Below are 11,348 nucleotides of genomic sequence, written 5' to 3'. Positions count from 1 at the left end.
CAGGACCTTGACCGCCACCTGCCGCCCCTGAGGGTCGACAGCCAGGTGGACAACGCCCATCCCGCCTTCACCGAGCCGCCTGAGCAGCCGGTAAGGGCCTAGTCGGTCATCGTTCATGGCATGAAGCACCATACCGGCTTAATCCCCGCCCACGAGATGAACCATGAGGCCACATTCCCACTCGTACAACGTCCAGCACGGCCCATCCGGTTTCCCATCCAACGGTCTCGAATCGGCCTCGGTTTTTCCTCAGCCGGCCAGGGAGAGCACCTCTGCCCGCTTCAGCCCGGCCAGCGCGGCGCCGGCGACGGCCAGCTTCGACCGGCGCACGCCGCTGCCGATCACCACCCTCGGGTGCTCGGCGACGTGCGTGTCCACCAGGATCGGCCACTCCTCGGGCAGGCCGAGGGGCGTGATGCCGCCGTATTCCATGCCGGTCAGCTCGACCGCCTCCGCCATCGGGGCGAAGCTGGCCTTGCGGGCGTCGAGGTGCTTGCGCACCACGCCGTTGACGTCGACGCGCATCGTCGCGAGCACCATGCACGCGGCGTAACGCGTCTCGCCGCCGCGCTTGGCCGCCACGACGACGCAGTTGGCCGACTCTTCGAGCGTCACGCCGTACTTCTCGCAGAACGCCGCCGTGTCGGCCAGATCAGGATCGATCTCGGCCACCTCGGCGCCCGTCACGCCCGGCACGGCCCGTGCCACCGGGTCGGCCAGCAGGTCGGTACGGTCGGTCGCGGGCACCCACAACAACGTCATCTTTCACTCCTTGGTCGCTTCTCCCGTGAGCCTATTCCGGTCACGGGGAGCAGCGGGTGACGTCACGGGGACTGCAGCACGCGCTGGTGCAGCCCGGTGACGGCGCCTCGGGCGGACTCCATGGCCCCCGCCTGCCAAGCGATCAGATGGGTGAGCCAGTCGCCCGCGAAGTAGACCCTTCCGGCAGGGCGTTGCAGAAGAGTGAAGGACGAATCAAAGGAGGGCCAGCGCACCCAGGCCCCCTGGATGTGCTCCTGGCGCTCCCAGGCGATGGAGGCGCTGGACAGGAGGTCGCGGCGGTACTTCTCGCCGTGGATCTTCTTGCCCTGGGTGAGCGCCCTGTGCCGCCGGTCCTCGGGGGTGAGCGCGCCGTACAGCTCGGCGGCGCTGCCGGTGTTGTAGTAGCCGACGAGCAGGCCGCGCTCGGCGTGGTAGTCGTGCGACGGGTACCAGATGTGGGTGATGTCCAGGTCGGTCTCGGTGACGCCGCCGTAGATGCGGTCCTCCAGCTCCCACCAGCGGGTGCCGTACTCCAGGCCGATCTTGCCGGCGGCGACCGGGACGGGCGTGGCGAGCGCGGCGGTCACCTGGGCGCCGAGGTTGTGCGGGATCCGGGCGAGGAGGTGCGGCGGGAGGGTGGCGATGCAGTAGTCGGCCTTGACGACGCCGCCGGTGTAGGCGACCTCGACGCCGTCGGCCAGGTTCGTGATCTTCGTGACCTTGGCGCCGGTCCTGATCCGGTCCGCGCCGACGGCCTCCTGGAGCTTGGTGACGATGGCGTCCATGCCGCCGACCGGCTGGAACATGGGGGTGGCCTGCTCGTAGCCGAAGTCGTTGGTGATAGCCCGGCCGGTGCCGGCGGCCAGGACCTGGTGGAGGGTGCCGGGGGCGGGGAGCGCCGCGCCGCCGTCGAGCGCCGGGTACCGGGTGAAGCCGCGCCGCTCGGAGCCCTCGTACTCCAGCTTCGGGCCCAGGTCGCCGAACCTCCTGAGGAACTCCAGCAGCCGGTCCCGGTCCTCCCCGGTGATCACCTTGTCGAGTGCGCCCAGGTCGGTGGCCTTGGCCAGCAGCTCGGCGACGTAGCCGTACATGTCCGCGCGGGCCGTGCGGGCCCGGACGGTCCGGCCGTTGGTGTGCACGTACGCGGCGGCGTTGTTGTTGACGAACGTCTCGATGGGGATGCCCAGCTCGCGGCAGTAGTCGAGGGCGACCATCCAGGGGGCGATGCGGCCGGGGCCGGCGTTGAAGTAGACGCCCTGGCCGAACCGCACGTCCTGGGCCGGGCCGTTCAGCTCGGTCAGGCGGTCGCCGCCGCGCAGCGTGAGGTTCCTGCCGCCGGCCTGCTGCCGGGCTTCGAGCAGCGTGCAGTCGTAGCCGGCCTTGCCCAGCTCGTACGCGGCCGTCAGCCCGGCCACGCCCGCGCCGAGGATCACCACCTTGGCCGAGCCCTTGCCGCGCAGGGTGAAGTCGCCCCGGCGCGGAGCGGTGAACTGCTTGTCCTGGTCGGAGGGGGCCAGGCCGAGCGCGCCCATGGCGGCGTACATGGCGCCCGCGCCGCCGGCCGCGCCGATCCCGATCAGCAGCCCGCGCCGGGTCAGCGCCGATCCGGCGCCCTTGGGGCTCCCGGCCTTGGGGGCCGCCGCCGGCCCGGCGCCCTCGGCACTCTCAGCTTCGGGGGCCGGGGCCGGCCCGGCGCCCTCGGCGCTGTCAGCCATAGGGGCCGCTGCCGCAGGCGACCTGGCCGCCGATGGTGGCGAAGAGGCCGAACAGGGCCATGATCTGGGCGAAGTCGCCGGTGGTGAACTCCGTGTGGCGCGGCCCGGCCGCCTTGACCCCCGGCACCAGCGACACGGCGGCGGCGATGGCGGTCGAGTTCCACTCCACCCCGAGCGTGTACGGCGCCTCCACCACGTAAGGTGTGAAGTCGTTCAACCGGCTCAGCGCGCGCGCCGTCGCCTCACGGATGCGGGCCTGGGCGACGACCGGCGGCAGCAGCTCGGCCGAGAACTTGTCGATGCCCTTCTTCACGGCCACCGTCTCGACGTCCCCGAGCAGCTCGCGGGCCTCCTCCCCCACGGCCTCGTCCCCGGTGACCAGCACCACCGGCACGCCGTGGAACCCGGCGCACGCCGCGACGAGCCGGGTCTCGCCGCACACCTCGCCGTTGAGGTAGACGTTCTGGATCTCCTTGCCCATCCACGTGTGGTTGAGCACCCCGTGCGGCACCCCGGCGCGGGCGTGGTAGCCCACGAAGCACGCCGCCCCGAACGAGCCGTCCAGCCCGTGGGCCATCCGCTGCGCCTTGCCCGGCCCCCTGATCAGGCTCGCCCGGGGGTCGAGCAGGTCGATGCGGAGGTTCTTGGTGGAGCCGTGCGCGTCGTTGACCAGCACGCCGCGCGCCCCGGCCGCGAAGGCGCCCTCGATGGCGGCGTTCGCGTCGGCGGTCATCAGCTCGCAGCCGCGTTCGTAGCCGCGCTTGCCGGCGTGCATCTCCTCGGGGTCGGTCAGCCCCGTCACGCCCTCCATGTCCACCGACAGGTAGACCTTCACGCCGTCCCCCACGTCTCCACCTTGCGCACCTCCGGCTCGGTCATCAGGCCCACGTTCGCCTCGACGAACGCCGCCGCCTCCGCCCGCCACCGCTCCGGGATCTCGTCGAGGGCCGGCGGGTAGCAGTGGTCCAGCCAGCTCGTCGACTCCTCCGTGACGTCGAAGTAGTCGAGCGCCGGGGCGAACAGCGTGCTCTCGATCCCGGGGACGCGCGCGAGGCCGTACTGGATCATCTCCTGGCCCCCGTACGGCGGCTTCTTGAGGTACTTGCGGGCCACGGGGCGGTCGGCGGTGATCGGCGTGTCCAGCGGGCGGCGCTCCACGGCGGCCTGGATCAGCTCCTTGTACAGGCACTTGCCGCACTCGCGGCACGGCCCGTCGGCGCCGCGCAGGCACCAGCGGACCTGCTCCCTGAGCGGGGAGCTCAGCGCCAGGCGCATGGTCACGGCCTCGCTCACGCCGCCCACGGGCAGCACGATGTGCACGCCGGCGGTCGCGAACAGGCGGCCCCACCTGCCGTGCGGCGCCCACATGGGGTTGTCGGGGGTGAAGCGCCACAGGTAGCGCCCGCCGCCCAGCCAGCGCGAGCCCAGCTCGTAGCCGAAGCCCAGGCCGCCGAGGTCGAGCCGGTCGGCCAGCAGCAGGGCGCCGGCCGCCACCGCGTGGTGCTCGGGGTAGCCGGGGCGGGGCTCGGCGAGGGTGTACTCCAGGTCGGAGGTGACGGTGCTCAGCTCGCGGCCGGTTTGGGCGGCCAGCCGGGCCAGCACGTCGGAGCGGTAGTGGGGCCAGCGGTTCGGCACGCGCGGGTGGGCGACCCGGCGGAAGTGCACGAACGGGGCCTCCGGGAAGATCGTGGCCGCGGCCGCCGAGTCGGCGCCGCCGCTGTAGGAGATCGCCAGCCTGGCCCCCGGCCTGCGCGGCTCCGCGCCGACCGGGCCGGCCTCGACGCCCCAGCCGTCGTGCAGGGCCTGCGCCAGCTCCGCGGAGATGGCCCGGTCGTACGTGATCCGCCGCCTGGTCCACGGGGCCACGATCGTCCAGGCGGCCACGGCGTACAGGTCGGGGTGGGCGTCGCCGGGGACGCCGCCGATGGAGCAGGAGTTGATGGCCAGCTTGATCGGGTATTCGTCGGACGCCTGGCCGGTGATCTCGTCCTCGGGGTCGAGGCGGAAGCTCAGGTGGGCCCCCGCCGTCCACGTCACGCGCACGGCCGCTGCTCCTGTGGACGGTCCGGCTCGCCGGCGTCGCGCGGGCCGGTGCGCGCCGCGCGCAGCTCGTCGATGGCCTGCCAGACGAGGATCTCGTTCTGCAGCACCCCGTCCAGGGCCCTGGCCGTCTCCTGGGCCAGCCGGTGGGCGTCGTCGGCCCGGACCTTGAGCGTGTCGACCTTGGCCTTGAGCGTCACGTCGGCCGCCTTCGCGCCCGCGGCCCTGCGGTCGGCGCGCAGCCGCTCCACCTCGCCCTGGAGGGTGGCCACCTCGCGCCTCAGGGTCTGCACCTCCCAGAGCGCGTCCCTGATGTCCTGGCGGTGATCAGCCACCGAGATGTATCGGGAGTCGAACCACGTGCGTACGGCCTTTCTGAGCCGGGCAGGGACCAGGACGCGCATCATGAAAAGCCACGATAGTAGTAAACCAACATCGGTAAGGACGAACCTTACGCAATGCGTTGACTTCTCGTTATGCCCGGCGGGGGCGCGGCTCGTGGCGCGTCCTGGCGGCGCGGGTGACCGGGACCGGTCAGCGCAGGGCCCGACCCTCGCACCCGACGCCGGTCAGCGCAGGGCCCGGCCTTCGTGGCCGGCGGCGGTCAGCGGAGGGCCCGGCTTCGTGGCCGGCGGCGGTCAGCGGCCGGTGAACTTGGGCTTGGCCTTCTCCGTGAACGCGCGCATGCCGATCTTGGCGTCCTCGGTGGCGAACATCCCGGAGAACTGCAGGCGCTCGATCTCCAGCCCGGTGTCGAGGTCGGTCTCCAGGCCCTGGTCCACGGCCTGCTTGGCGGCGCGCAGCGCGATCGCCGGGCCGCCCACGAACGTGGCCGCCCATTCGAGCGCGGCCGTGTAGACCTGCTCGTCCGGCACCACCCGGTCCACCAGGCCCATCGCCAGGGCCTCGGCGGCGGGGACGTGGCGGCCGGTGAAGATGAGGTCCTTGGCGCGCGCCGGGCCGATCAGGCGGGGCAGCCGCTGGGTGCCGCCCGCGCCGGGGATGAGGCCGAGCAGGATCTCCGGCTGGCCGACCTTGGCCGACTCGCCCGCCACCCTGAAGTCGGCGCAGAGCGCCAGCTCGCAGCCGCCGCCCAGGGCGTAGCCGGTGATGGCCGCGATGACCGGCTTGCCGATCCGCGCCACCGCCGTGAAGCAGGCCTGGAGGGCGCCGGAATGGGCCGCCATGTCGGCGTAGGACATGTCGGCCATCTCCTTGATGTCCACGCCCGCGGCGAACACCCGCTCCCCGCCGTAGATGATCACCGCCTGCACCTGCGGGTCGGCGTCCACGATCGCGGCCGCCTCGGCGAGCTCCTGCTGGACCTGGCCGCTGAGGGCGTTCATCTTCGGACGGTCAAGACGGATCGTGGCGATCTGGTCGGCCACCTCGACGCTCACAAACTCACCCATGAGCCGAACCTAACAGCCCCTCCCCGATCATGACCGGTGTGCCGCGGCGGACTTGACCGCGTCCGCGGACTTCTTGCTGCGCGAGACGCGTACCAGGGCCGCCGACAGGCGGGCCAGCTCGTCGCCCGAGTGCGCCAGCTCCGCCAGCCGCCGGGTCTGGCGCGGCAGCCCGAGCCTGCCCGCGCCGTCGAGCACCCTCTCGTCCAGGTGCGGCGCGACCTGCGGCCAGACGGCCTGGACCTCGCGCAGGAAGATGTCGGCGCCCGTCGGGCCGATGCCGGGGAACTCCGTCAGCAGGGCCACGATCCGCCGCGCGTCCCCCTCGGCCTCGTCGCGCAGGCGGCGCAGGTCGCCCTTCCAGCGGTCGATGGCGAGGGCGGCGCCGTCGCCGAGCATGGTGGCGGTGCGCTCGTCGTAGCGGCGGTAGTGGCCGCGGCCCAGCGCGTCCACCCGGTCCTGCCAGGTCGCCGCGCGCATGGCCCGCGGGGTGGCGTACCCGGCGGCGAACAGCTCCCTGGCGGCGGCCACCGCGACCTCCGCCGAGATGCGGGCGCTGAGCAGGGTGGCCAGGACGAGGAGCTGGTAGAGAGGTTGGGCCGGTCCGCCAGCTTGATGCCGGCCTCGGCGGCGTACGTGCGGCCGTAGCGGTCGAGCAGGGCGTCCAGCACGGCTGCGTCGGTCTTCCCCATGCCGCTGCGCCTACCCCCCGCCCGTTCGGGCATGCGGGCCGGGGCGCGCCCGGCCGGGTTCGGGGCCGGTGCTCGGGGCGGTGTCCGGGGCGGTGTTCGGGGCGGTGTTTGGGCCGGTGGACGTGGGTTAGGCGGAGGTCCAAACGCCTTCCCGATGTGACAAGGAGCAAGGCCGTGCTGACACTGACCGACAACGCCGTCGTCGCCATCCGCGATCTCATGGTCGGCGAGGACGTGCCCGCCGACGCGGGGCTGCGCATCTCCCCGAAGGCCGACGAGGCGGGGACTCTGGAGGTCTCGCTGGCGAGCACGCCGCACGCCGGCGACCAGGTCGTGGAGAAGGAGGACGTACGCGTGTTCGTCTCGGAGGACGCGGTGCCGATCCTCGACGACAAGGCCCTGGACGCTCAGCCCGGCACGCCCGGGCAGCCCACGTTCCGCCTCGACCGCCGGACCTGAGCGCCCCGGCCACCGGCCCCGTCTCGACCGGGGACCGATCCGTCTCGGCCGGCGGACCCGTCTCGACCGGGGACTCGTCTTGACCGGCGGGCCCGTCTCGACCGGCGGGTCCGAGCCTGGCCGGGGTCTCAGCCCTGGTCGGAGTCGTTCTCGGGCGGGCGGGCGTCGCCGAGGCCGAACAGGCCCACCAGGCTCCCGTCCGCCTGGGTGACCACGACGTGGTCCACCTTCGCCCGGTCCATGCGCCGGACCAGCGCCTCGACCTCCTCGCTCGGCCGCACGGTGGTGGCGCCGACCCGCATGGCGCTCTCGGCGGTGCCGTCGAGGTCGGCGCCCTTGAGTTCGCGCGAGCCGATGACGCCCTGCACGACGTCGTCCTCGTCCACCACGACCGCCATCCCGGCCGGGTCGGCGACGATGCGCTCGGTGAGCGGGCCCAGCGGGTCGTCCAGTGTGGCGATCACCGGGTCTCTGCGCAGGTTCTTCGACACCAGCGCGGCGTGGCCGTCGTAGGGCAGGTCGGCCGAGAGCCAGTCCATCTTGCCGACCCCGTAGTCGTACACGCGCGGGTGGCCCAGCCGCCGGAGCCGGTGCGCGGCGCGCGGGCTCAGGTCGCACAGCCAGTCGTGGCAGTAGACGATGACCGGCCGCTCCTTGTCCAGCGAGCCGTCCAGCGTGCCGTCGTCGATGCGGGCCAGCGGCACGTTGACGGCCTTGGGCAGGTGCGCCCAGGAGTATTCGCGCTCCGGCAGCACCTCGACGAGCTGGGCTTCCTGGGTGGCGATCAGGTCCTGCACGGCTTCGCGGTCGATGATGTGCGTCATGACCTGGTCGTACCCGGGATGGCGGCCCTCGCCCGCACCCCGCCTTGATCGTCTCAAGGCGGGGGTCGTCGGCCGGGTCGAGACCCGCCGGGCCGCCGGGCCTGACGGGCTCCGTCAGCGGATCTGGTGGAAACCTGCCAGGCTCGCGGCAGACCGCGCCTGACGGGCTCCTCAGCGGGCCTGGTCGAAGCCCGCCAGGCCCTCGGGCAGGCCGCGCATGACGGCCTGGACGATCTCCTGGTGCAGGTGCGGGCCGGGGTCGCGCAGGGGGCTGCCCTCGACCTCGTACCACTCGTCGGCGTCCAAATACTGGATGCGCACCGTGACCCGGCCGCCGGACGTCTCCGTCCGCACGGTCACCTCACCGGTGATGACGCCGACCTCCTCGGTCATCACCCCGCCGGGACCGGCGACGACGTCGCTCTCGCGGGTCTGCCCGCTCATTCAGCCGTTCTCCTGCCCGTAGCAGGTCGCCACCATCTCGGCCAGGGCGTCCCGCTCGATCTCGGTGACGGTGAGGTCGTAGCGGGACTTGACGTCGATCCAGGCCCGGCTGTACGTGCACCAGTAGCTGCGCAGCGGCGGCTTCCACTGGTCCGGGGACTGGTCGCCCTTCGACCTGTTCGAGGCGGCCGAGACCGCGATGAGCTGCGGCCCGTCCAGGTCGTTGGCGAACTGCCTGCGCAGGGCGTCGCTCCACTCGTTCGCGCCGGAGCGCCACGCCTGGGCCAGCGGCACCATGTGGTCGATGTCCAGGGCGGAGGCGTCGGTGAACTCCTTGCCGTCATACTCGCTGTGCCAGGTGCCGGAGATGGCGCGGCAGTCCTCGTCCTGCTTGACGTCCACGCCGTCGCGGGCCAGCACGATCTCGCGGGTGTCGCAGCCGTGGCCCAGCCGGGTCCAGTGCGGGAAGCGGGCGCGGCTGTAGCCGGCCATCGAGCGGGGCTCGGCGACGTCGAGCTGCCGGAGTCGCAGGGAGGCCGCCGGGGCGGACAGGGTGGGCGGGAGGCCGGCGGGGGCGGCGGTGACGGCGGGAGACGCGGCGGTGACGACAGGGACGGGAGGGACGGCAGGAGGCGCGGCGCCCGCGCCGGCGGCCGGAGCCAGGGCCAGGAGGGTCGCGGCCGCGGTGAGCGCCGCGCGGGAGGGCCATGATCGTGAAAACATGGCCCACGACTAACAGCGGCGATCACTCTGAGTGATCAGCCTCCCGCGCGGCTTGCCCTCTTCGACCCGGAAGATGGACCCGCCTTTACCGCCCCCCGTCACGCTCCGCGCACGCGCTCCTGGTCCGGCTCAGACAGGTGTCCGGCGCGGCTCACGCGAGCGGCGGTGCCGGAGCCTGGAGGTGCGGCGGAGCGGGGGCCTGCGTGCGCGGCGGGCCGCGGGCATGGATGCCCGGTGTGGGCGTCCGGGTGGGCGGCGGGGCCGGGGCCGGGCATTGTCGTACAGGAGGCCGGGCCGGACAAGAGGCGGGTGTGTCGCATGGGCAACCTGAAGCCGGAGCGGGTCTATGATGTTGGAAAGTAAAGCGGCGGGAGGTCGGGCATGCGGATGTCCCAGTGGGCCCACGACACGTTCGGGCAGCGCGTCCCCCTGATCAGGCAGGGCGTGGCCGAGGCGCTGTCGGTGGCGCTGAGCAATGCCCTCGACGCGCAGAAGGTGGCGCAGACCGATCACCTGCACCCGTTCGGGTTCACGCTCATGTCGCGCAAGTTCGAGGCGCTGGCCGAGGCGTTCGAGGACATGGGCGACGTGCGCGTCGTCAAGCCCGGCGGCTCCCAGCACGAGCTGGTGGTGCTCGACGGCAAGCTGCTGTTCCCGTTCCGCTACGCCAAGGACCGCTCGGTCAGCGTGATGAGCGCGCGCATCGGCGACGGGCGGCCGTCGTCGCTGGTGCAGGCACTGTTCAACCGGTTCGGGCCCGAGCCGCGCATGCGGCAGCTCGCGCTGCACGACGTCGCGCCGCACGCGGCGCCCGTCGCCGAGGCGCTGGGCGACCTGCCGGAGGACACCCGGCTGGTGCTGATCGCCTATGCCTGCAACGCCCACGCCGGGCTGCTCGACGCCTGGTGGGGCGAGGCCGAGCTGCTCGACCGCACCGGCAGCCTGCGCTGGCACCACTGCGAGGAGATCCCGCTGGTCCAGGAGGCGGCCGCGCCCGCCGGGCGCGACGACGCCGAGGTCGCCTTCGACCAGGGCGTGCTGCCCGCGCCCGAGCTCAACCCGCGCACGGGCGCCGCGCGCCTGGCCGCGCCGGTCAGCGAGCCGACCCCGATCAGGCCAGAAGCCGCCAGCGGTGCGTGAGAGCAAGCCCGGCGGGCCGTCCCCCCAGTCCGTCGCCGACGCGTTCGACGCCACCCGCCTCACCCAGGCCCGTCACCTGGCCGCGCTCACCAAGAAGGAGGTCGCCGAGCACCTCGGCGTCTCCCCCGCCGCGGTCGGGCAATACGAGTCCGGCGTCACCCGCCCCCGGGCCGACCTGATCCCGCGCCTGGCCGAGGTGCTGTCGGTGCCGATGGCGTTCTTCCTGCCCGGCCGGCCGCACGGCAAGCTCGACGGCTCCATGGCCCATTTCCGCAGCCTGCGCTCCACCCGCGCCTACCAGCGGGCCAAGGCCGTGGCCTTCGTCGAGCAGGTGTGGGAGCTGACCTACGCCCTGGAGAAGCGCGTCCAGCTCCCCGTCGTCGACCTGCCCGGCTTCGCGGGCGGCGAGATGCACTCCGCGCTGCCGCGCGACCCCGTCGGCGCGGCCCGCGCGCTGCGCGCCCACTGGGGCCTCGGCACCGGCCCGATCAGCCATCTCGTGCGCCGCATGGAGTCCCACGGCATCGTCGTGGCCTTCCCGCGCCACGACCCCGACGCGGTCACCGTCGACGCCTTCTCCACCTCCAGCCTGCCGCGGCCGATCGTGGTGCTGACGCCCAACAGGTTCGACGACATCTACCGTCACCGCTTCACCGCCGCCCACGAGCTGGGCCACCTCGTGCTGCACGGCGACACCGCGGCGGGCGACACCCAGCAGGAGCGCGAGGCCGACGCGTTCGCCGCCGAGTTCCTCACGCCGCGCGACAGCATCCTGCCCCACCTCCCGCTCCGCGCCGACCTGCGCAGGCTGGCCGAGCTGCGGCAGACGTGGGGGGTGTCGGTCGACTCGCTGCTCTACCGGTGCAGGGAGACCGGGCTGCTGTCCGACTCCGCCGCCGGGCGCGCCTACCAGCGCCTGGCCGCGCTGCGCGACCAGCCGGGCTTCACCAACGAGCCCGTCTCCGGCTATCCGGGCGAGCAGCCCGTGCTGCTGGCCCACGCCTTCGAGCTGGCGGGCCGGGAGAGCGGGCTCAGCGCGGCCACGCTGGCCCAGGAGCTGGCCTGGCCCATCGCCCGCGTACGCGAGCTGATCGGCCTGCCCGACCGGCGGCCGTCGCTGAAACTCGTCCCCTGACCAGC

Annotated in this window: 13 protein-coding genes; 3 read left to right on the top strand and 10 right to left on the bottom strand. The window is 73.1% G+C overall.

Translation table 11 applies throughout. From position 1 onward, the window contains the following. Window positions 1-249 precede the first annotated feature (249 nt). The 7 genes from IO39_RS18975 to IO39_RS18945 form a co-directional block, all read right to left on the bottom strand. On the bottom strand, window positions 250-762 hold the full coding sequence (locus IO39_RS18975) for a YbaK/EbsC family protein (RefSeq protein ID WP_043624593.1): 513 nt from the start codon (window positions 760-762) through the stop codon (window positions 250-252). Window positions 763-824: 62 nt separating this feature from the next. Then, on the bottom strand, window positions 825-2,477 hold the full coding sequence (locus IO39_RS18970; RefSeq protein WP_211267069.1) for a flavin monoamine oxidase family protein: 1,653 nt from the start codon (window positions 2,475-2,477) through the stop codon (window positions 825-827). Further along, window positions 2,470-3,324, bottom strand: a complete 855-nt coding sequence (locus tag IO39_RS18965) for a M55 family metallopeptidase (protein WP_245642054.1) — start codon at window positions 3,322-3,324, stop codon at window positions 2,470-2,472. Before IO39_RS18965 ends, IO39_RS18970 begins: the two co-directional genes overlap by 8 nt. Continuing rightward, window positions 3,309-4,520, bottom strand: coding sequence for a DUF6395 domain-containing protein (locus tag IO39_RS54525; protein ID WP_043624589.1), 1,212 nt, complete (start codon window positions 4,518-4,520; stop codon window positions 3,309-3,311). Before IO39_RS54525 ends, IO39_RS18965 begins: the two co-directional genes overlap by 16 nt. Then, window positions 4,511-4,924, bottom strand: a complete 414-nt coding sequence (locus IO39_RS18955; protein WP_043624586.1) for a hypothetical protein — start codon at window positions 4,922-4,924, stop codon at window positions 4,511-4,513. The genes IO39_RS54525 and IO39_RS18955 overlap by 10 nt, the downstream gene beginning before the upstream one ends. 231 nt (window positions 4,925-5,155) lie before the next feature. Further along, on the bottom strand, window positions 5,156-5,929 hold the full coding sequence (locus tag IO39_RS18950) for an enoyl-CoA hydratase/isomerase family protein (RefSeq protein ID WP_043624583.1): 774 nt from the start codon (window positions 5,927-5,929) through the stop codon (window positions 5,156-5,158). A 27-nt stretch (window positions 5,930-5,956) separates the two neighbouring features. After that, a complete protein-coding gene (locus tag IO39_RS18945; protein WP_342671426.1) occupies window positions 5,957-6,457 on the bottom strand; it encodes an endonuclease in 501 nt (166 codons plus the stop codon). Between the two features lie 335 nt (window positions 6,458-6,792). On the opposite strand from IO39_RS18945, the gene IO39_RS18940 reads away from it, so the two are divergent. Further along, complete coding sequence (locus tag IO39_RS18940; RefSeq protein WP_052423065.1) at window positions 6,793-7,077, top strand: hypothetical protein; 285 nt, start codon at window positions 6,793-6,795, stop codon at window positions 7,075-7,077. A 128-nt stretch (window positions 7,078-7,205) separates the two neighbouring features. Here the strand turns inward: IO39_RS18940 and IO39_RS18935 are convergent, their stop codons facing one another. From IO39_RS18935 to IO39_RS18925, 3 genes are all read right to left on the bottom strand, one after another. Then, the gene (locus tag IO39_RS18935; protein ID WP_043624580.1) at window positions 7,206-7,901 is read right to left on the bottom strand and encodes a rhodanese-like domain-containing protein; all 696 of its coding nucleotides are present in this window, start codon (window positions 7,899-7,901) and stop codon (window positions 7,206-7,208) included. A 171-nt stretch (window positions 7,902-8,072) separates the two neighbouring features. Next, on the bottom strand, window positions 8,073-8,345 hold the full coding sequence (locus IO39_RS18930) for a hypothetical protein (protein WP_043624575.1): 273 nt from the start codon (window positions 8,343-8,345) through the stop codon (window positions 8,073-8,075). After that, on the bottom strand, window positions 8,346-9,068 hold the full coding sequence (locus IO39_RS18925; protein WP_043624572.1) for an HNH endonuclease family protein: 723 nt from the start codon (window positions 9,066-9,068) through the stop codon (window positions 8,346-8,348). Between the two features lie 381 nt (window positions 9,069-9,449). Here IO39_RS18925 and IO39_RS50765 point away from each other — a divergent pair, with 381 nt between their 5' ends. Then, complete coding sequence (locus tag IO39_RS50765; protein WP_052423064.1) at window positions 9,450-10,208, top strand: hypothetical protein; 759 nt, start codon at window positions 9,450-9,452, stop codon at window positions 10,206-10,208. Beyond that, window positions 10,201-11,343 (top strand): helix-turn-helix domain-containing protein, encoded by a 1,143-nt coding sequence (locus tag IO39_RS18915; protein ID WP_043624676.1) that lies wholly within the window; start codon window positions 10,201-10,203, stop codon window positions 11,341-11,343. Before IO39_RS50765 ends, IO39_RS18915 begins: the two co-directional genes overlap by 8 nt. The last annotated feature ends 5 nt before the right edge of the window (window positions 11,344-11,348 follow it).

Source organism: Nonomuraea candida (assembly GCF_000725485.1).
Taxonomy (GTDB): Bacteria; Actinomycetota; Actinomycetes; order Streptosporangiales; family Streptosporangiaceae; genus Nonomuraea; species Nonomuraea candida.
This window is presented reverse-complemented; position numbering and strand designations above follow the sequence as displayed.

Excerpts from the sequence above, each read along its gene's own strand:
- IO39_RS18975 (WP_043624593.1), bottom strand. The coding sequence starts at position 762 with ATGACGTTGTTGTGGGTGCCCGCGACCGACCGTACCGACCTGCTGGCC.
- IO39_RS18970 (WP_211267069.1), bottom strand. The coding sequence starts at position 2,477 with ATGGCTGACAGCGCCGAGGGCGCCGGGCCGGCCCCGGCCCCCGAAGCT.
- IO39_RS18955 (WP_043624586.1), bottom strand. The coding sequence starts at position 4,924 with ATGATGCGCGTCCTGGTCCCTGCCCGGCTCAGAAAGGCCGTACGCACG.
- IO39_RS18950 (WP_043624583.1), bottom strand. The coding sequence starts at position 5,929 with ATGGGTGAGTTTGTGAGCGTCGAGGTGGCCGACCAGATCGCCACGATC.
- IO39_RS18935 (WP_043624580.1), bottom strand. The coding sequence starts at position 7,901 with ATGACGCACATCATCGACCGCGAAGCCGTGCAGGACCTGATCGCCACC.
- IO39_RS18930 (WP_043624575.1), bottom strand. The coding sequence starts at position 8,345 with ATGAGCGGGCAGACCCGCGAGAGCGACGTCGTCGCCGGTCCCGGCGGG.
- IO39_RS18925 (WP_043624572.1), bottom strand. The coding sequence starts at position 9,068 with ATGTTTTCACGATCATGGCCCTCCCGCGCGGCGCTCACCGCGGCCGCG.
- IO39_RS50765 (WP_052423064.1), top strand. The coding sequence starts at position 9,450 with ATGCGGATGTCCCAGTGGGCCCACGACACGTTCGGGCAGCGCGTCCCC.